This is a genomic window from Castellaniella denitrificans, assembly GCF_042653765.1.
In the GTDB taxonomy this organism is placed as follows: domain Bacteria; phylum Pseudomonadota; class Gammaproteobacteria; order Burkholderiales; family Burkholderiaceae_B; genus Castellaniella; species Castellaniella denitrificans.
In genome coordinates this window covers 1-18,607 of sequence record NZ_JBHSEZ010000006.1, presented here as the reverse complement: position 1 = coordinate 18,607, position 18,607 = coordinate 1, and the positions used below count along the sequence as shown (strand labels likewise).

Genomic DNA, 18,607 nt, shown 5'->3' with positions numbered 1-18,607 from the left:
GCCCCGGCTCAGGTGCGCGGTCGCACGACGACCATGTTGTCGCGGTGGATCAGTTCCGGGTCGGACAGGTGGCCCAGGATCTCCGCGATGCGGGCGCTGGGCTGGCGCAGGATGCGCGCCGTGTCGGCGGACGAATAGTTGACCAGGCCGCGCCCGCATTCCACGCCGTGCTCGTCCACGCAGGCCACCACGTCGCCGCGTTCGAAATCGCCTTCGACGGCGATCACGCCGATGGGCAGCAGGCTGCGGTGGCCCTGGGTCAGCGCGCGCACGGCGCCGGCGTCCAGGGTGACGCGTCCGCGCAGGCGCAGATGGTTGGCCAGCCAGCGCTGCCGGGCCGAGCGGACCGGCAGGACGGCCCGCAGTTCGGTGCCGATGGGTTCGCCCGAGGCCAGGCGCCGCAGCACGTCGGGCTCGCGGCCGGAGGCGATGATGGTGTGGCCGCCGCTGTTGGCGGCGCGCCGGGCGGCCAGGACCTTGGTCAGCATGCCGCCGGTACCGATGGCGCTGCCCGAGCCGCCCGCCATGGCTTCCAGCGCCGGGTCGCCCGCCTGGCCCTGGTGGATGAAGCGCGCGTCCGGATGCTTGCGCGGATCGGCGCTGTACAGGCCGGACTGGTCGGTCAGGATGACCAGTACGTCGGCTTCGATCAGGTTGGTCACCAGGGCGCCCAGGGTGTCGTTGTCCCCCACGCGGATCTCGTCGGTGACGACCGTGTCGTTCTCGTTGACGATGGGCACCACGCCCAGGGCCAGCAGGGTGTTGAGCGTGCTGCGCGCGTTCAGGTAGCGGCGCCGGTCGGCCAGGTCCTCGTGCGTCAGCAGGATCTGGGCGGTGCGCACGCCGTGGCGGGCGAAGGCGGCTTCGTAGGCCTGGATCAGGCCCATCTGGCCCACGGCCGCCGCCGCCTGCAGCTCGGACATGAGCTTGGGCCGCCGAGGCCACCCCAGGCGCGCCATGCCCTCGGCGATGGCGCCGCTGGACACCAGCACCAGTTGCCGGCCCGAGGCGTGCAGGCCGGCGATCTGCTCGGCCCATTGGGCCACGGCCTCCAGGTCGATGCCCCGGCCCTCGTTGGTGACCAGGGAGGAGCCGACCTTGAGGACGAGGCGTTGCGCGTCCTGGGCGACGGAAGGGGAAAGATCCGGGCGAGTCATGATGGCGGCGGGCGGGGCGGGAAACGGGGTGGTCAGCGTGCGAGGCGGGGGTCGTCCGGATCGCCGGCGTCCGGCGCGCCCGGGCCGGCGTCGCCGCGCGTGAAGCGGGGATCCTCGTCGTGGGCGTGGGCGCTGCGCTGCTGTTCGTCCAGCCAGGATTGCAGCGCCCCGGTCAGGGCCTGGGTGCCTTCGCCGGTCAGGGCGGAGATGCCGAAGACCGGTCCCGTCCAGCCGAGTTCGCGGCAGACGCGGTCCTGGACGGCGGCCGGGTCCTCCACCATGTCCAGCTTGTTCAGCACCAGCCAGCGCGGCTTGGCGGCCAGGTCGGGGCTGTAGCGTTCGAGTTCGCGCGCGATGGCCTGGGCGTCCCGCACGGCCTGGGCGCAGGCATCGACGTCCGGATCGGGCGAGTGCACGTCCAGCAGGTGCAGCAGCACGCGGGTGCGGCTCAGGTGGCGCAGGAACAGGTGGCCCAGGCCGGCGCCTTCCGAGGCGCCCTCGATCAGGCCGGGAATGTCGGCGATGACGAAGCTGTGCGACGGCGAGGTGCGCACCACGCCCAGGTTCGGGTGCAGGGTGGTGAAGGGGTAGTCCGCGATCTTCGGGCGGGCGTTGGACACGCGCGTGATCAGGGTGGACTTGCCCGCGTTGGGCATGCCCAGCAGGCCCACGTCGGCCAGCACCTTCAGTTCCAGGCGCAGGCGGCGCTGCTCGCCCTCGCGTCCGGGGGTGAACTGGCGCGGCGCGCGGTTGGTGCTGGACTTGAAGTGCAGGTTGCCCAGGCCGCCGGCGCCGCCGGCCGCCAGCGTGACCTGCGCGCCGTGGTGGTCCAGGTCGAAGAGCTGCTCGCCGCTGTCGGCGTCGTGGATCACGGTGCCCACGGGCATGCGCAGGACAATGTCCGGCGCGCCGGCGCCGTACTGGTCCGAGCCCCGGCCGTTCTCGCCGTTCTTGGCGCGGTGCAGCCGGGCGTAGCGGAAATCGATCAGGGTGTTGATGTTGCGGTCGGCCACGGCCAGGATGGAACCCCCCCGGCCGCCGTCGCCGCCGTCGGGTCCGCCCATGGGAATGAATTTTTCCCGGCGGAAGCTGGCGACGCCATTGCCGCCTTTGCCGGCGATGACCTCGATGGTGGCTTCGTCTACGAATTTCATGGTGGAACCATTCTAATGAAAAAAAAGCCCTGCTGAATGAGCAGGGCCTTTTGCGGATACGCGGTGATCAGTTCGCCGCGTTCACCGAGACGGTGCGCTTGTTCTGCGCGCCCTTGATGGAGAACTGCACGACGCCGTCCACCAGGGAATACAGCGTGTGGTCCTTGCCGATGCCGACGTTGACGCCGGGGTGGAACTGGGTGCCGCGCTGGCGGATGATGATGCCGCCGGCCGAGATCTGCTGGCCGCCGTAGACCTTCACGCCCAGTCGTTTCGATTCGGAATCGCGGCCGTTGCGAGTCGAGCCGCCGCCCTTTTTGTGTGCCATGATGAGCTCCTAAATGCGATGACCGGATCAGGCAGCGACGGCGTCGATGCGGATTTCGGTGTAGTTCTGGCGATGGCCTTGATGCTTCTGGTAGTGCTTGCGACGGCGCATCTTGAAGATCTTGACCTTGTCGTGACGGCCTTGTGCAAGAACGGTGGCTTTGACCGCGGCGCCTTCGACGAAGGGCGCGCCGATCTTCAGCGTTTCGCCTTCGCCGACGGACAACACCTGGTCGAGCGAGATTTCTTGCCCAATGTCAGCCGGTATCTGTTCGATTTTCAGTTTCTGGCCGGCGCAAACGCGATATTGCTTGCCGCCGGTTTTTATGACCGCGTACATGGGGATTTCCTGTGAGAATGCCCGGGTCCGCATCCGAGTCCGGGCGCCGATGCCTTGACATCAGCGCCTGCCCACCGACTTGGCCGGGTATGCCAAAAACGGCCCAATCCGGTGCGGATAAGGCCAAGCCCTGTATTTTATGCAGAAATCCTTTTGTAAATCAAGTGGTTTCTGCGCGTCCGCGAGCCGTCCCTACGACCGGTAGTCCGCGTTGATGCTGACGTATTCGTGCGAGAAGTCGCAGGTGTACACCGTGTCGGCGACGTCGCCGCGCCCCAGGGCGACGCGCACCAGGATTTCGGATTCCTTCATCACGCGCTGACCGTCTTCCTCGCGGTAGTCGGGGTCGCGGCCGCCTTGCGAGGCCACGCGCACGTCGCCCAGCCACAGCGTCAGCTTCGAGACGTCCAGGTCGTCGATGCCGGCGTAGCCGATCGCCGCCAGGATGCGGCCCAGGTTGGGGTCGGAGGCGTAGAAGGCGGTCTTGACCAGCGGCGAATGGGCGATGGCGTAGGCGACCTTCAGGGCTTCCTCGGTGGATGCGGCCTGCTCGATGCGGATGGTCATGAATTTCGTCGCGCCTTCGGCGTCGCGCACGATCTTCTGGGCCAGGTCGCGCGCGGCGGCCGTCAGGGCTTCGGCCAGGGCGGCGAAGCGCGGATCTTGCGTGGATTCGATGCGCGCGCCGCTGGCGCCGGTCGCGATGAGGATGAAGGAGTCGTTGGTGGAGGTGTCGCCGTCCACCGTGATGCGGTTGAAGGACTGGTCGGCGATGCGCTTGGCCAGGTCGCGCAGCAGCGCGGGCGGCAGGCCCGCGTCCGTGCCCAGGAAGCCCAGCATGGTCGCCATGTTGGGGCGGATCATGCCGGCGCCCTTGCTGATGCCGGTGATCGCGACCGGGGTGCCGCCCAGGTCGATCCGGGTGGAGTGGATCTTGGGCTGGGTGTCCGTGGTCATGATGCTGTGGGCCGCCTGGAACCAGTGGTCCGGGCGGGCGTCGTCCAGGGCGGCCGGCAGGCCGGCGATCAGGCGGTCCACGGGCAGCGGTTCCAGGATGACCCCGGTGGAGAACGGCAGGATCTGTTCGGGCGCGACGCTCAGCCGGTCCGCCAGGGCGCGGCAGGTCTCGCGGGCGGCCCGCAGGCCGGGTTCCCCGGTGCCCGCGTTGGCGTTGCCGGTGTTGATGACCAGGGCGCGGATGCCGGCGCCGGCGGCCAGGTGCGCCTCGCAGACCTGGACCGGCGCGGCGCGGAAGCGGTTGCGCGTGAAGACCCCCGCCACCGACGCGCCTTCGTCCAGCAGCAGGACGGTCAGGTCGCGGCGCCCGGCCTTGCGGATGCCGGCCTCGGCCGTGCCGATGCGGATGCCGGGGATCGGGTGGATGGCGTCTTGCGCCGGGATGATCAGGTTGATGGCCATGGCGGGGGAAATCCGTAGCAAAAATAAGCCCCCATTCTATGCCGAATGGGGGCGTCGGGGATGCCGCGCGCGGGGAGTCAGATCGCCGGCAGGCGCGCGTAGGTGGATTGCTTCAGGTCGCCCAGGAGATCGAACAGCGCCGCGCGCGCGGACGGCGCCAGGCCGCCCAGCAGGGACTGGATCCAGGTGGCGTGCGCCCGCTGCATGCGGCGATGGTAGCGGCGGCCTTTCAGGGTCAGGCGGATCAGCGAGCTGCGGCGGTCGGAGTCGTCCTTCAGGCGTTCGACCAGGCCGTCTTTTTCCAGCTGGTCGGTGATGCCGGTGATGTTGCCGTTGGTGACCATCATCAGGCGGGACAGTTCGCTCATTTTCAGGCCCTTGGGGGCATGGGTGAGCTGGGACATCAGGTCGAAGCGCGGCAGGGTGGTCTGGAATTCCGTGCGCAGCCGGCTGCGCAGTTCGTTTTCGATCAGCGTGCAGCAGCTGAGCATGCGCAGCCACAGGCGCAGATCCTGGGGTTCCTGGCCGGTGGCCTGGGTTTCGAGGTCCGGCACCGGGGGGGTGACGGCGGGGTGCTGGGTCGCAGCGTATTGGGTGTAGTCGGTCATGACGCGCCTCCGGGCGGACTTGATCAGAGCGTCCCCAGTGTAGGGAACCGCCGGAGGCGTGTCCTTGTCCTGCGTCAAGAAACTTGAAGTCCGGACTATTTAAACCCGGCGAAGACCCGGTCGGCCGCGTCCAGCGTCGCCTGGATGACGGCGTCGTCGTGGGTGGCCGAGACGAAGCCGGCCTCGAAGGCCGAGGGCGCGAAATGCACGCCTTCGGACAGCATGCCGTGGAAGAAGCGCTTGAAGGCTTCCGTGTCGCTGGCGGAGACCTCGGCCAGGCTGGCCGGCACCGTGTCGCGGAAGTACAGGCCGAACAGGCCGCCCTGCCAGTCGCCGCTGAAGGCCACGCCGTGGCGCCGCGCGCGTTCGACCAGGCCCTGGATCAGCAGGCCGGTCCGCCGGTGCAGGGCGTCGTAGAAGCCCGGTTCGGCCAGGCGGCGCAGGGTGACGCGCCCGGCGGCGACCGCCACCGGGTTGCCCGACAGCGTGCCCGCCTGGTAGACCGCGCCCAGCGGCGCGATGCCGGCCATGATCTCGGCGCGGCCGCCGAAGGCGCCCACCGGCATGCCGCCGCCGATGATCTTGGCCAGCGTCGTCATGTCGGGCGTGACGCCGCACAGGCCCTGCATGCCCTGCGGGCCGACGCGCAGCCCGGTCATGACTTCGTCGAAGATCAGGACGGCGCCATGGCGGGTGCACAGGGCGCGCAAGCCTTCGAGGAAGCCGGGCGCGGGGCGCACCATGTTCATGTTGCCCGCGATGGGCTCGACGATGACGCAGGCGATGTCTTCGGGATATTGGGCGAAGGCGGCCTCGACGGCGGACAGGTCGTTGTAGTCCAGCACCAGGGTGTGCTGGACGAATTCGGGCGGTACGCCGGCGGAGGTGGGGTTGCCGAAGGTCAGCATGCCCGAGCCGGCCTTGACCAGCAGGCTGTCGGCGTGGCCGTGGTAGCAGCCTTCGAACTTGATGATCTTGGGCCGGCCGGTGTGGCCGCGCGCCAGCCGGATCGCCGACATGGTGGCTTCCGTGCCGGAGCTGACCAGGCGCACCTGCTCGATCGAGGGGATGCGCTCGATGATGGCCTCGGCCAGCTCGATTTCGGCTTCGGTGGGCGCGCCGAAGGACAGGCCGTCCACGGCGGCGGCCTGCACGGCCGCGACGACCTCGGGATCGGCGTGGCCCAGGATGGCGGGGCCCCAGGAGCCGATGTAGTCGATATAGCGCGTGCCCTCGGCGTCCCACAGGTAGGGACCCTGGGCGCGGGCGATGAAGGGCGGGGTGCCGCCCACGGAGCGGAAGGCGCGCACGGGCGAGTTGACGCCGCCCGGGATGGCGCGGCAGGCGCGTTCGAAGAGTTCGGTGTTGCGGGACATGGCGGGATTCCGGTTGCTGCGGGGTTTCAGGAGAGGTCGGCGTCGAACAGGTCGGCGCAGCGCCGCGCGGCGGCGCGGATGTCGGGGGCTTCGAACAGGGCGCTGATGACGGCGATGCTGTCGGCGCCCGCCTGGATCACGGGGGCGGCGTTGTCGGGAGTGATGCCGCCGATCGCCACCACGGCGGCGCGGCGCATCCCGCCGGCGGGCGCGCCGGAGACCTGTGCTTCGGCCAGGCGGCGGCCGGCGCGCACGTGGTCCAGGGTGGCGCGCACGGCGTCGGGCTTGACGCTGGACGGGTACATCGCGCCGAAGGCGATGTAGTCGGCGTCTTCCCGCAGCCGCCGGGCGGCCAGCTCGGGCTGGTCGTAGCAGGAGCAGCCGATCAGCTTGTCCGAGCCCAGCGCCAGGCGTGCCTGGGCGACGGCGCCGTCGTCGCGGCCCAGGTGGGCGCCGTCGGCGTCCAGGTCGGCCGCCAGGCGCCAGTCGTCATTGACGATCAGCACCAGGCCCAGCCGCAGGCACAGGTCCCGGACCGCGCGGGCCTGGGCGCGCAGGTCGGCCGGGGCGCCGTGCTTGCGGCGCCATTGCAGGGCGGTCATGCCGCCGGCATGGGCCTGTTCGATGGCGGCCAGCAGGCGGCCGGTGTCGGCCCAGTCGGGCGTGACGCCGTACAGGCCGCGCGGGAACCGGGGAGTGTGCGTCTGGGAGCGGTCTTGCGTGTTCATGGCGCGGCGTGCAGCAGGATGCGTTGCCCCATGCCGGGATGGAAGTGCCGTTCCAGCAGGGCGGTGGCGGTGGCCACCGCCTGGGAGACGGCTTCGGCCGGGTCCAGCCCGCGGGCCAGCAGGCAGCACAGCACCGTGGCCAGCAGGCTTTCGGCGTCGCCCGTGCGCACGCGCGGGGCCGGCCAGGGCCAGCGGCGGCTGGCCTGGTCCCGCGTGTGCAGGATCAGGCCGTTCAGGCCGGGACCGAGCGCCGCGTTGCAGCACAGGACGAGCGGCGCGCCGAATTCGTGCAGGGCGCCGATCGGGTCGTCGGCCCGCGCCGAGGACAGCAGGCCCTGGCCGGCCCATTGCTCCGGCAGCCGGGCATCGACGACGACGAGGTGCGCCTGGGGCACCAGCAGTTCGAGCAGCGCGCCGACGGTTTCCTCGGGGTCCAGGTCTTCCAGGTCGGGGACCGGCGGCGGCGCGCTCAGCTGCAGCACCAGCGGCAGGGCGCTGTAGTCGGCCGCGATCTGCGCCAGCGTCGAGATGGTCTCGGGGTCGTATTGCGGGCCGATCTTCAGGGCGCCGATGGCCATGTCTTCCAGCAGGCAGCGGGCCTGGTCGTCGACCAGGTCCGGGGCCAGGCGCTGGATGGTTTCAGTGCCGGCGGTGTCCTGGACGTGGATGGCGGTGACCACCGACCCCGCGTGCGCGCCCAGGCCGGCGCAAATGACCGCGTCGATCGGCAGGTGACTGGCCCCGCTGGGGTCGAACGGACCGAAAATCAGGGGCAGGGGAATGGCAGGGGAATCGGGGGCGGACATGATGGCGGAAAGGGAAGCCGGTCGCCATGGCCGGCGGTTTGTGTACTATGGCATCCATTCTAATCGAATGAATGAGGCCGGACGCCAGGCAGTCCCCTGCGGACGGCCTGGCGCCTGCCGAATCCGAGTGCCTTGCAAGGCACGAGGTGGAGGGATGTTGCGGCTGGAGATGCCCGGCGCCTGCCGAATCAGAGGATAAGGATTGGATTGTCATGCGAACCTGGATGTGCCTGATCTGCGGCTGGATCTACGACGAGGCGGCCGGCTTCCCGGAAGACGGGATCGCGCCCGGCACGCGCTGGGAGGACGTGCCCCCCAACTGGGTCTGTCCCGAATGCGGCGCCCGCAAGGAAGATTTCGAACTGATCGAGATATGACCCCGGCCGATCCATTCGTGATCCGGTCCGTTTCTGATACTCTAGCGTCATGGGCACGGGGAACCTCCGAACAAGTCCTCGCGCCGCGTGCATCTGCGGACTCGGGCGGTCTGCGGCGCTGCTCATCCCCGCCATGGCTACGGACATGGCCGCGGTTCGCGCCTTGCATCCCATCCCGATCCGCGGCGCCCGCTTACCGCCCGACTTATTCAGAGGCTCCCTCGGGGCCGGACTACAGGGGATCGCCATGACGAAAGTACCGCATGCTTCCGACGCCGGTTCGCGTATCGACCTGTCCCGGCAGTTCCTGCTGGCCATGCCGGGGATGGTGTCGGGCGAACTGGCCAATACCGTGATCTACGTCTGCGAACACACGGAACACGGCGCGCTGGGGCTGGTGATCAACCGGCCCACCGATCTCACCATCGGCGATCTGCTGCAGCGCATCGACCTGCCGCTGTCCCTGGAAATCGGCCCGGTGCGCGAATCGCCGGTCTTCTTCGGCGGGCCTGTGCAGACCGATCGCGGCTTCGTGCTGCACGTGCCGCGCGGCGAATACAGCTCCAGCATCGAGCTGGGGGGCGACGTGGCGCTGACCACGTCCCGCGACGTGCTCCAGGACGTCGCCGCCGGCCATGGCCCGGCCCGTCTGCTGGTGACGCTGGGCTACGCGGGCTGGGGCGCGGGCCAGCTGGAAGACGAACTCGCCCGCAATGCCTGGCTCAACGTGCTGGCGTCCAACGACATCCTGTTCGATACGCCCGCCGAGGACCGCTACGACGCCGCCCTGGCGCAGCTGGGCATCCGCGCCTCGATGCTGGCCAGCGACGCGGGTCATGCCTGAATCCGAGCAGACGCTGCTGGCCTTCGATTTCGGCCTGAAGAAAATCGGCGTGGCGCTGGGCAACACCCTGACGAACCAGGCCCGCCCGCTCTGCATCCTGACGCCGGCCACGCGCGAGCAGCGTTTCTCCCAGGTCGGTGCCCTGCTGACCGAGTGGCAGCCCGACCGGGTGGTCGTGGGCCTGCCCCTGACGCTGGACGGGGGCGAACAGCCCGCCTCGCAGCACAGCCGCCGCTTCGCGCACCAGCTCGAAGGGCGCTTCCGCGTGCGCGTCGTGCTGGTGGACGAGCGCGGCTCCAGCCTGGAAGCGCAGCACATCCTGGGCACCCATGCTCCCGACGACGCCATGGCCGCCGCCGTGATCCTGCAGCGCTATCTCGATGATCCGGCGCGGGCGCGCGTCGCTGGATGAGGCGGTGGCCGGTCCGTTCGCGCGGCTGGCCGGTGTCTCGCTGACGGGGCGGGTATGATGGGCGCCATTGCCCATTCCGGGCGGAGGATGACGGTGGCGCCGTTTCTTTTCCTGTTCCGTTTCGTCTGCGTGTCGGCCTGGATCTTGCTGGGCCTGTCGATCGAATTGATCGTGTTCCCGGTCCTGGGCCGCGCCGGGAGGCGCCGGATCGTGGGCGCCTGGTCCCGGGGGCTGCTGCGGCTGTGCGGGGTCCGCGTGCGCCGCCTGGGCGAGCCCGTGACGCGGGGCGCCATCCTGTGGGTGGCCAATCACGTGTCCTGGGTCGACATCTTCGTGCTCAACAGCGTGCGCACGACGTCCTTCGTGGCCAAGAGCGACATCCGGCGCTGGCCGGTGATCGGACTGCTGGTGGCCTGGGCGGGCACGCTGTTCATCGACCGGCGCCACCGGCACGCGGTGCGCGCCGCCGGCCGCCAGATGCGCACCTGCTTCGACCAGGGCGACGCTGTGGGGCTGTTCCCCGAAGGCACGACCACGGATGGTTCGGACGTGCTGCCTTTCCATGCGGGCCTGTTCGATGCCGCCGTGCGGGCCGGCGTGGCGACGCAGCCGGTGGCCCTGCGTTTCCTGAAGCGCGGACGGCGGGCGCCGGAACTGGCCTTCGTCGGCGAGCAGACCCTGGTGGCGAACCTGTGGTTCCTGCTCGGCGCCCGGGGCGTGTCGGTCGACTGCGTCTTCCTGGCGCCGATCCCGGCGGCGGACGTCCCGGTGCGGGGCGACCTGGCGCGGCGCGCGCATGCCGCCATCCGCGCGGCCGTGCGGGGCGAATGAGCGCGGGCCGGTCCCCCCGACGGGGATGGGCCAGGCGCGGCGGCCTCAGCGGCAGGTGGCGCAGTCCTGCTGGATGATCCGGTGGTCGCGCAGCCGCAGCGCCGTCAGCGAACGCCCCCAGACGCAGCCGGTGTCCAGGCAGATCGCGTCCGGGCGGATGTGCAGTCCCAGGGCGGACCAGTGGCCGAAGATCACCGGCACGGCCGGGTCGCGCCGCCCGGGCAGCTCGAACCAGGGCACCAGTCCCGGCATGGCGTGGGGCTCGCCCTTGTAGTGGAAGTTCATGCGGCCGTCTTCGGCGTGGCAGACCCGCATGCGGGTCAGGGCGTTGACGATCACCCGCATGCGGTCCGGCCCGCGCAGGGCGTCGTCCCATTGCAGGGGCTCCTCGCCGTACAGGTCGTGCAGGGCGGGGTGCCAGCCGGGCTGGCGCAGGGCGGCTTCGATTTCGCCCGCCAGGGCCTGGGCCTGGTCCAGTGTCCAGGCGGGCAGGATGCCGGCGTGGACCATGACGTGGCCGCGGTCGCGCACCAGCAGCGGCCGGTGGCGCAGCCAGTCGATCAGTTCGGCGGCGTCGGGTGCCTCCAGGATGTCCTGGATCGTGTCGGACTTGCCCGGCGGACGCACGCCGGCCACCACGGCCAGCAGGTGCAGGTCGTGGTTGCCCAGGATGGCGCGGGCGCGGGGGCCCAGGGACCGGATCAGGCGCAGCGCCCCCAGGGAATCGGGGCCGCGGTTGACCAGGTCCCCGGCGAACCACAGCTCGGTGTCGGGGCGGGAGAGTTCGGGATGGGCCAGCAGGGCGCGCAGGGCGCCCGCGCAGCCCTGGACGTCGCCGATGACCCAGACGTCGCCGCGCGGATCGCGCGCCGCCGGGGATGCTCCGGAAAGCGTCATGCGGGGCTCCGCTGGAGCCGGCGCTGGCGCAGCCACAGGGACAGCGGGTGGCGGTGCTCCATGCCCAGCAGGGCCAGCAGGGCGGCCGCCTGGCCGGCCAGGCTGGGCACCAGGGCCGTGGCCCAGGGCGGCCAGTCGCCCAGCATGCCGGCGTTCAGGGCCAGCTGGTTGAGCATGAAGAAGCCGACCCCCAGGATGATGCCGGCGAAGACCTTGAGCCCGACCCCGCCCCGGCGCGTCTGCATGAAGCCGATCGGCGCGGCGATGGTGACCATGACCAGCAGGGTGAACGGGTAGGCGATCTTGCGCCACAGGGCGACTTCCTGGCGGTCGGCATCCAGCTGGTTGTGCTTCAGGTAGCGGATGTAGTCCAGCAGGTCCGAGATCGCCATGCGTTCAGGCGTCAGGATGCGGGCGATCAGGCGTTCGGGCGTGAGGGACGTGGGGATGCTGCGCTCGTCCAGGTGGACGAGTTCGCTGATGGGCGCGTCGGGGATGCGGGCGTCGGCCAGGGCGCTGGCGGATTGCGGGTGGATGCGGGTCTCGGTCAGGTCGCGCAGCACCAGCCGCCCCTGTTCGAACTGCCCGTCGGCGGCCCGGACGACGTCCCGCAGGGTGTCGTCCGGCGCGAATTCGTAGAGCACCACGTCGTCGACGCGGCCCTGGCCGGTGAGATGGCCGATGTTGATGATGCGGGTGCCGCCCTGGTCGTCGGCTTCCTTGAACCAGTAGCCGCTGGACAGGCGGCCGCCGTCGGTGCGGCCCAGCAGCGCCAGGCGGGACTCGCTGCCGCGCAGTTCGGCCGCCGGCGTGATGAATTCCGACAGGATGAAGGCGCCCAGCACCAGCGGGATCGTGATCAGCCACAGGGCGCCCAGCAGGCGCATGCCGCTGACGCCGGAAGCCCGCAGGATGGTGAGCTCGTTGCGTTGCGCCAGCCCCGCGAGCGCCAGCACCGCGCCGATCAGCAGGCCGATGGGCAGCAGTTCATAGAGGTGGTTGGGGACGTCCAGGGCCTGCAGGTAGAACAGGTTCAGCAGGGTCAGGCGCTGGCCGACCTTGTCCAGGCCCTCGATCAGCGCGAAGAACATGAAGAGGCCCACCAGGGCCACCAGGACGACGGCGGTCGAGCGGTAGATTTCGCGGGCGATGTAGCGTCGTGCCGTGCGCATGGGGGGAAATGCGATGAAAACCTCAATAGTACCCCGAACGGCGGCGAAGGCCGGGGCCGCGTCCGCCCGCGGCGTTTCCCGGCGGGGCGCGCGCGTCCCGCCTACGGCACCGCGACCTGGGACATGCGGGCGCGCACGGTGGCCGCGCGGGACCGCAGGTAGGCGGTGGCGCCGTGGCGGTCGTAGTAGGCCGGGTTGGGCAGCATGGCCGCCAGTTGCGCGGCCTGGCCGGACGACAGGCGCGCCGCGTCCGTGCGGAAGTAGTGCCGGGCCGCGGCCTGGGCGCCGAAGGTGGCGGCGCCCCACTGGGCGACGTTCAGGTAGAGCTCCAGGATGCGGCGCTTGCTCATGACCGCCTCGATCATGTAGGTCAGGATCAGTTCCTGGCCCTTGCGCAGGTAATTGCGCGAGTTCGACAGGAACAGGTTCTTGGCGAGCTGCTGGGTGATCGTGGAGCCGCCGCGCCGCCGCGAGCGGCCCAGGTCGGCCTGGCGCTGGTTGTAGCTCCAGGCCTTGCGGATGGCATCCCATTCGACCCCGTCGTGGTCGACGAAGCCGCTGTCCTCGGAGGCGATCACGGCGCGCTTCAGGTTGGGGCTGATGCGTTCGTACGGCACCCACTCGTGCGCCAGCCGGGCCCGGGGGTCTTCCGCCCGCAGGGCATTGAGCGTGTCCTGCATGACGGGGGTGTTGGACGGGTTGCGGAAATTGAACCAGACCACCATGCCCAGCAGGCCGATCTGGTACAGGAAGGCGGCGCACAGCGCCGCCAGCAGGACGGTGGTGATCAGCCTGCGGCCCGGTCCTTTCATGGCGCGTCCGTGTCCAGGCCGTCGCGGGTGAAGTGCCAGGTCCGCGTGATGGCCAGGATGTCGGTGTGCCGCGCCAGTTCCGGCGGCAGCGGATCGAAGGGCGCGGCCAGTTCGACGATGCGCCGGGCGGCGCCGTTCAGGACGGCCTGGTCCGAGGGCCGGTCGAACTGGATGTGGTCCAGGCTGCCGTCGCGCCGGATGTAGACGGTCAGCTGCAGGTCGCCGTAGATGCGGCCGCGCGCCTCGGGCGGATAGTGCTGCGTGCCGATCAGTTCGATGCGCTGGCGCCAGGCCTCCACGTACCGGGCGTCGTCCGAAGCCCGGGCGGATGGGGCGGTGAAGGTCTGCCGGGGCAGGGCGTTGTAGCGTTCGATGCGCTCTTTCAGGGCGGCGATGCGGGCGCTGAGCACCAGGCTGTCCTGCTGGCGGTCGTCCTCGCCCGGGTCGGCGCTGCGGCCGAGCAGTTCCGGTGACGGCTGGTCCGCCCGGACCGTGTCCAGGGACTCCAGCCGGGTCAGCAGGCGGCGCTGTTCGGCCTCGAGCTCGGCCTGCCGCCGCCGCAGGGCGGCCAGCACGGTCTCCTCGGCGCTGCCGTCGGTGGTCCGGGGCAGGGGGGAAGAAGCCATCCCCCGCGCCTGGTCGCCGCCGCCGTCCAGATTCTGCTGGGCCAGCGCCTGGGGATTCAGGGGCGCCTGCTCGCTGCGGCTGTTGACCAGGGTGACTTCCAGGACGGACGGCTGCGTGTCCGGGGGCGCGGGCAGGACGCGCCAGGCCAGCAGCGCCGCGTGCGCGGCCAGGGACAGCAGCAGGGCCGCTGCCATGCGGCCGCGGCCCTCATGCCGGTGCTCCAGCAGTTGCAGCGGCAGCGTGTCCATGGCGTCCTCCTCAGCCGGTTTCCCGCAGGCGGAACTCGACTTCCAGGCCGATCTCATCGTAGCCCAGGATGTCCAGCCGCACCTCCTGGCCGCGCTCGAGCTCGGGCAGGCCGTTGATGCGGGTGACGAAGGGCGCGCAGGCCAGCCGGACCAGGTTTTCCCGCAGCACGTGGGCCCGGACTTCCTTCAGCCCCTGCTGCCGCATCCAGCGGATGCACCAGTAGCGTTCCATCGAGGACTGGAATTCGCCCCACAGCGTGTATTGCGAGTCGAAGGCGCCGATCAGGGCGTAGAGGTCCGCGTCCTTGGGCTTGAAGGGCGCCGCCAGGCGCGCGGAGACGCCGTGCTCGGCCGCCGCCAGGATCTGGCCCTGGTTGACCAGGTCCACGTAGCGGCGCAGCGGCGAGGTCGACCAGATGTACTGCGGCACGGCGATGGATTCGTGCGGCAGCGCCTGCGTGGACATGCGGGTGCGGCCCGCTTGCTGGGACCGGTAGATGCCCGGCACGCCGTGGCGGGCCAGCAGCGCGCCCCATTGCGTGTTGGCCAGGATCATGTATTCGGCCACCAGCCGGTCCAGCGGGGCGTTGCGCTGGCGCGGCACCAGGCGGACGATCGAGTCCGGGTCGTCGGGCGGGCCGTCGATCTCGAAGCCGTATTCGATCCGGTCGTTGTTTTCGGGCTTGCCGCGGACGCGGTCGCGCACCGCGCACAGCGCCTGGGCGAACTGCCACAGGGGGCGCAGCCAGTGGCCGTGCGGCAGGGGCGCGCCGGGGTCGGCCAGCGCGGCCTCCGTGACGTCGCCGCCGATCAGGCCGTGGCGCAGGTTGGCGGCCACCCGGATGCGCTCCAGCCGGGTCTCGGTGTCCAGGATCTCGCCGTCGGCCAGACGGCCGGTGACGTACAGCGACAGGGCCGGACGCCACTGGCCTTCGTCCAGGGAGAAGGCCGAGATCAGCTCGGGCGACAGCATGGGGATCTTGTCGCCCGGCATGTAGACGGTGGACATGCGCGCGCGCGCCTGCTCGTCCAGGGCGCTGCCGCGCGTGATGGCCAGGGCCGGCACGGCGATGTGGATGCCGACGCGGACCGTGCCGGGTCCGGGGACCGAGACCGACAGGGCGTCGTCGATCTCGATGGTGCTGGCGTCGTCCAGGGAATAGGCCTCGACCTCGGCCTGCGGCAGGTCCGCGCCCCAGTCCTGGACTTCCACGGGCGGCCAGTCCGTGCCGCGGGGGAAGTGGGCCGACAGGAAGCGGTCGCGCATCATGGCCAGGGGATGGGGCCAGACGCCCAGGGACAGCAGCAGCCGTTCGGGGCTGGCGCCCGACCGCTGCACGGCGGCGTCGAAGGCCTTCCATTCCAGCGTGTTCTTGTCGGGCCGGTCCAGGAAGGTGGCGGCGACGGGCCGCAGGGCGTCGGGCAGCGTGCCGGCCAGCATGGCCTCGGTCCATTCCTCCTGCTGCTCGGCCTGGCGGCGCTTCTTCTCGATCGCGGCCAGGGCGGCCTGCAGGATGTCGGGCGGCGCGGGGCGGAAGGCGCCCTTGCCGCGCCGGTGGAAATAGGCCGGCGCGGCCGACAGGGCCAGGATGGTGGCGGTCTTTTCCACCGCGTCGGGCGCGTGGCCGAAGTAGTCCTCGGCCAGCGCGGCGGCCTCGAATTCCTGCTGCGGCGCGCATTCCCACAGGAAACCGGCGTCCAGCGTGGCCGCCAGGGCCTCGGCGGCGGGCAGCAGGCCGTCGGGGGACGGCTGCTCGAAGGTGAACAGCACGGCGTTGCGCTTGATCTTGCTGCGCTTGCCGCTGGCCGACTCGACCTGCAGCGAGGTGTCGGCTTCGGAGAAAATGGTTTCGGCCTTGAGCTTGCCGGCGTCTTCGTAGAGAACGTGCATAAAGGAAAGGGGCAGCGGGGTTCAGTGGGGGGACCGGGGGCGGCGGCGCGCCAGCCGGTCGAGCAGGGTCTGGTGGATGCCGCCGAAGCTGCCGTTGCTCATGACGAGCACCTGGTCGCCGGGCTGCGCCGCGTCGCAGACGGCGTCGGCCAGGGCGTCCAGGTCGTCGCCCGCCCACAGGCGTTCGCCCAGGGAGGCCAGCACCTGCCGGGGATCCCAGCCCAGGGCGTGCCGGCCCTGGGTGGCGCCGTGGCAGAAGACCCGGTCGGCGCCGGCCAGCGCTTCCGGCAGCCGGGCGGCCATCGTGCCCAGCTTCATGGTGTTGGAGCGCGGCTCGATCACCGCCAGGATGCGGGCGTGCGGGCCGACGCGGCGGCGCAGGCCGTCCAGGGTGGTGGCGATGGCGCTGGGGTGGTGGGCGAAATCGTCATAGACGGCCACGCCGTCCCGCGTGCCGCGCAGTTCCAGGCGGCGGCGCACCCCCTGGAAACGGTTCAGGGCGGCGATGCCGTCTTCCGCCGCGATCCCGGCGTGCCGGGCGGCCGCCAGGGCCGCCAGGGCGTTGGCCTGGTTGTGGGCGCCGGCCAGCGACCAGTCGAGCGTTCCGGCCGGCCGGTCCCGGTGCAGGATGCGGCAGCGCCGGCCGTCGTCCGTTTCCGGTTCCGCCCGCCAGTCGCCGCCGGGGCCGAAGGTCTCGACCGGGGTCCAGCAGCCGCGCGCCAGGACCCGGTCCAGGGCCTCGTCGGCCGCCGGCCGGATCAGGTGTCCCGACGCCGGGACGGTGCGCACCAGGTGATGGAACTGGGTCTCGATGGCGGCCAGGTCGGGGAAGATGTCGGCGTGGTCGTATTCGAGGTTGTTCAGGATGGCGGTGCGGGGGCGGTAGTGGACGAACTTCGAGCGCTTGTCGAAGAAGGCCGTGTCGTATTCGTCGGCTTCGATCACGAAGTGGCGGCGCGCGGGATCGTAGCGGGCCGAGACGCCCAGGTCCGGCGCCACGCCGCCGATCAGGAAATTGGCGGGTTCGCCGGACTGCTCGAAGATCCAGGCCAGCATGGCGCTGGTCGTGGTCTTGCCGTGCGTGCCCGCCACCGCCAGGACGTGCTGGCCGCCCAGGACGTGGTCGGCCAGCCACTGCGGGCCGGACGTGTAGGGCAGGCCCTGGTCCAGGATGGCTTCCATCAGCGGGTTGCCCCGGCTGACGACGTTGCCGACCACGTACAGGTCCGCGCCCAGCCCGGTCTGGCCGGCGTCGAAGCCTTCGATCAGGTCGATGCCCTGTTCGCGCAGCTGTGTGCTCATGGGCGGGTAGACGCCCGCGTCGCAGCCGGTGACCCGATGGCCCGCGGCGCGGGCGATCAGGGCCAGGCCGCCCATGAACGTGCCGCAGATTCCCAATATGTGTACGTGCATCGTATCCTCCGGCCTGTATTGTAAGGTTGTAAGGGTCCGATGCTATGATCGACCCGATATCATTGGGTGTAAGCACGAAGGGTGCAGCGTGGGGGGGTTTTGCCGCCGGGCCGCCCCAAGGCAAAACGCGCCCCCTCGGGGGGCAGCAAGCGGGCGAAGCCTGCGCAGCGTGGGGGTATTTTCTACATGGACAGGCGGAAATTCTTGCGCACGGCTTCGCTGGCTGCGCTGGGGCTCACGGCCGGGGCGCGCGGCGCGGGGGCTTCGATCCTGCCGGCCGACCCGGTCTTCGGCCGCTCGTTCGCCGACCTGCAGGGCCGCGACCAGGCCCTGTCGGTTTACGTGGGGCGGCCGGTGCTGATGAATTTCTGGGCCAGCTGGTGCGCGCCCTGCGTGCGCGAGATGCCCTTGCTCGAAACCCTGCATCAGCGCCATCCCGACCTGGCCCTGCTCGGGCTGGCCATCGACACCCAGGCCAACGTCGAGCGCTTCCTGAAAAAGGTGCGGGTGTCCTACCCCTTGCTGCTGACCGGCACCCAGGGCATCCCGCTGATGCGCGAACTGGGCAACAAGGGCGGCGGCCTTCCGTTCACGCTGCTGTTCGACCGCCGCGGCCGTGTCGCCGATTCCATCGTGGGCGAACTCGATCCGGACGATATCCAGACCCGCCTGGCGCAGATACTTTAACTTTCAATAATAGGGTTGCAGGCCCTCGCCGGCCCTGTTTTTATGGACAAATCGGCGGTTTTAGCGTAAAAAGGCGCTTTGAAGGGTATCTCCATACCCAGGATCAGGCGGCTTCGGGCAGGACTCCAGGGCTGCCCGCTGGCAGCAGCAACACATGTGGCCGTCGTGGATTCTCCCCGCATCGCCGGGGTCGGACCGACGGCGCATTTGTTTTCGCCGCCCGGATCCGACCGTCGAACGGCCCCCTCCCGCATGGGCCAGCACACAGGAATTTATCGTCATGGATCTCCGAAAACTGAAAACGCTGATCGACCTGGTGGCCGATTCGGGCATCGCCGAACTGGAAATCACCGAGGGCGAAGGCAAGGTCCGCATCGTCAAGTTCTCCCAGACCGCTCCGGGCGTCCCGGCCACCGTGGCCGCCGCGCCCGCCCAGGTCGTGGCGGCGCCCGCCGCGGCGCCGGCGGCCGCCGCCCATGAC

At 70.5% G+C, this 18,607-nt stretch carries 20 protein-coding genes and 1 pseudogene; 6 read left to right on the top strand and 15 right to left on the bottom strand.

Features of this window, described 5'->3' with window-relative positions; all coding sequences use genetic code 11:
- Window positions 1–8 precede the first annotated feature (8 nt).
- From proB to thiD, 9 genes are all read right to left on the bottom strand, one after another.
- The gene (gene proB, locus ACFO27_RS08705) at window positions 9–1,157 is read right to left on the bottom strand and encodes a glutamate 5-kinase (RefSeq protein ID WP_376816997.1); all 1,149 of its coding nucleotides are present in this window, start codon (window positions 1,155–1,157) and stop codon (window positions 9–11) included.
- A gap of 32 nt (window positions 1,158–1,189) precedes the next feature.
- On the bottom strand, window positions 1,190–2,311 hold the full coding sequence (obgE, locus tag ACFO27_RS08700) for a GTPase ObgE (protein ID WP_376816996.1): 1,122 nt from the start codon (window positions 2,309–2,311) through the stop codon (window positions 1,190–1,192).
- A gap of 67 nt (window positions 2,312–2,378) precedes the next feature.
- On the bottom strand, window positions 2,379–2,639 hold the full coding sequence (gene rpmA / locus ACFO27_RS08695; RefSeq protein ID WP_376816995.1) for a 50S ribosomal protein L27: 261 nt from the start codon (window positions 2,637–2,639) through the stop codon (window positions 2,379–2,381).
- Between the two features lie 27 nt (window positions 2,640–2,666).
- The gene (rplU, locus tag ACFO27_RS08690) at window positions 2,667–2,978 is read right to left on the bottom strand and encodes a 50S ribosomal protein L21 (protein ID WP_043685103.1); all 312 of its coding nucleotides are present in this window, start codon (window positions 2,976–2,978) and stop codon (window positions 2,667–2,669) included.
- 192 nt (window positions 2,979–3,170) lie between these two features.
- Entirely contained in the window at window positions 3,171–4,397 is a 1,227-nt protein-coding gene (gene argJ / locus ACFO27_RS08685) for a bifunctional glutamate N-acetyltransferase/amino-acid acetyltransferase ArgJ (protein WP_376816994.1), read from the bottom strand.
- 77 nt (window positions 4,398–4,474) lie between these two features.
- Window positions 4,475–5,005 (bottom strand): MarR family winged helix-turn-helix transcriptional regulator, encoded by a 531-nt coding sequence (locus ACFO27_RS08680; RefSeq protein ID WP_376816993.1) that lies wholly within the window; start codon window positions 5,003–5,005, stop codon window positions 4,475–4,477.
- A gap of 95 nt (window positions 5,006–5,100) precedes the next feature.
- Window positions 5,101–6,381, bottom strand: a complete 1,281-nt coding sequence (hemL, locus tag ACFO27_RS08675; protein WP_376816992.1) for a glutamate-1-semialdehyde 2,1-aminomutase — start codon at window positions 6,379–6,381, stop codon at window positions 5,101–5,103.
- 26 nt (window positions 6,382–6,407) lie between these two features.
- A complete protein-coding gene (thiE, locus tag ACFO27_RS08670; RefSeq protein WP_376816991.1) occupies window positions 6,408–7,109 on the bottom strand; it encodes a thiamine phosphate synthase in 702 nt (233 codons plus the stop codon).
- Window positions 7,106–7,915 carry a bifunctional hydroxymethylpyrimidine kinase/phosphomethylpyrimidine kinase gene (gene thiD, locus ACFO27_RS08665; protein WP_376816990.1) on the bottom strand — a complete coding sequence of 270 codons (810 nt, stop codon included), beginning with the start codon at window positions 7,913–7,915 and terminating at the stop codon, window positions 7,106–7,108. Before thiD ends, thiE begins: the two co-directional genes overlap by 4 nt.
- A 212-nt stretch (window positions 7,916–8,127) precedes the next feature.
- On the opposite strand from thiD, the gene ACFO27_RS08660 reads away from it, so the two are divergent.
- The 4 genes from ACFO27_RS08660 to ACFO27_RS08645 all read left to right on the top strand — a co-directional run bounded on the left by ACFO27_RS08660 (window position 8,128) and on the right by ACFO27_RS08645 (window position 10,379).
- A complete protein-coding gene (locus tag ACFO27_RS08660; RefSeq protein ID WP_043685094.1) occupies window positions 8,128–8,292 on the top strand; it encodes a rubredoxin in 165 nt (54 codons plus the stop codon).
- 247 nt (window positions 8,293–8,539) lie between these two features.
- Window positions 8,540–9,136 carry a YqgE/AlgH family protein gene (locus tag ACFO27_RS08655; RefSeq protein WP_323026132.1) on the top strand — a complete coding sequence of 199 codons (597 nt, stop codon included), beginning with the start codon at window positions 8,540–8,542 and terminating at the stop codon, window positions 9,134–9,136.
- Window positions 9,129–9,548, top strand: coding sequence for a Holliday junction resolvase RuvX (gene ruvX, locus ACFO27_RS08650; RefSeq protein WP_376816989.1), 420 nt, complete (start codon window positions 9,129–9,131; stop codon window positions 9,546–9,548). Before ACFO27_RS08655 ends, ruvX begins: the two co-directional genes overlap by 8 nt.
- An 87-nt stretch (window positions 9,549–9,635) precedes the next feature.
- Window positions 9,636–10,379, top strand: a complete 744-nt coding sequence (locus ACFO27_RS08645; protein WP_376817176.1) for a lysophospholipid acyltransferase family protein — start codon at window positions 9,636–9,638, stop codon at window positions 10,377–10,379.
- Window positions 10,380–10,424: 45 nt separating this feature from the next.
- Here ACFO27_RS08645 and ACFO27_RS08640 read toward each other — a convergent pair whose 3' ends face one another.
- The 6 genes from ACFO27_RS08640 to mpl all read right to left on the bottom strand — a co-directional run bounded on the left by ACFO27_RS08640 (window position 10,425) and on the right by mpl (window position 17,439).
- Entirely contained in the window at window positions 10,425–11,276 is an 852-nt protein-coding gene (locus ACFO27_RS08640) for a symmetrical bis(5'-nucleosyl)-tetraphosphatase (protein ID WP_376816988.1), read from the bottom strand.
- Window positions 11,273–12,448 carry an LPS export ABC transporter permease LptG gene (lptG, locus tag ACFO27_RS08635; protein ID WP_376816987.1) on the bottom strand — a complete coding sequence of 392 codons (1,176 nt, stop codon included), beginning with the start codon at window positions 12,446–12,448 and terminating at the stop codon, window positions 11,273–11,275. The genes ACFO27_RS08640 and lptG overlap by 4 nt, the downstream gene beginning before the upstream one ends.
- Before the next feature lie 101 nt (window positions 12,449–12,549).
- Window positions 12,550–13,260 carry a monofunctional biosynthetic peptidoglycan transglycosylase gene (mtgA, locus tag ACFO27_RS08630; protein WP_376816986.1) on the bottom strand — a complete coding sequence of 237 codons (711 nt, stop codon included), beginning with the start codon at window positions 13,258–13,260 and terminating at the stop codon, window positions 12,550–12,552.
- Window positions 13,257–14,135, bottom strand: a complete 879-nt coding sequence (locus tag ACFO27_RS08625) for an energy transducer TonB (protein ID WP_376816985.1) — start codon at window positions 14,133–14,135, stop codon at window positions 13,257–13,259. Before ACFO27_RS08625 ends, mtgA begins: the two co-directional genes overlap by 4 nt.
- A 10-nt stretch (window positions 14,136–14,145) precedes the next feature.
- The gene (locus ACFO27_RS08620) at window positions 14,146–16,026 is read right to left on the bottom strand and encodes a ribonuclease catalytic domain-containing protein (protein WP_376816984.1); all 1,881 of its coding nucleotides are present in this window, start codon (window positions 16,024–16,026) and stop codon (window positions 14,146–14,148) included.
- Between the two features lie 21 nt (window positions 16,027–16,047).
- Window positions 16,048–17,439, bottom strand: a complete 1,392-nt coding sequence (gene mpl, locus ACFO27_RS08615; protein ID WP_376816983.1) for a UDP-N-acetylmuramate:L-alanyl-gamma-D-glutamyl-meso-diaminopimelate ligase — start codon at window positions 17,437–17,439, stop codon at window positions 16,048–16,050.
- A 204-nt stretch (window positions 17,440–17,643) separates the two neighbouring features.
- Between mpl and ACFO27_RS08610 the strand changes: the two genes are divergently transcribed.
- Window positions 17,644–18,126 carry a TlpA family protein disulfide reductase gene (locus ACFO27_RS08610; protein WP_376816982.1) on the top strand — a complete coding sequence of 161 codons (483 nt, stop codon included), beginning with the start codon at window positions 17,644–17,646 and terminating at the stop codon, window positions 18,124–18,126.
- 280 nt (window positions 18,127–18,406) lie between these two features.
- Window positions 18,407–18,607, top strand: a pseudogene (locus tag ACFO27_RS08605) (acetyl-CoA carboxylase biotin carboxyl carrier protein); the annotation flags it as partial.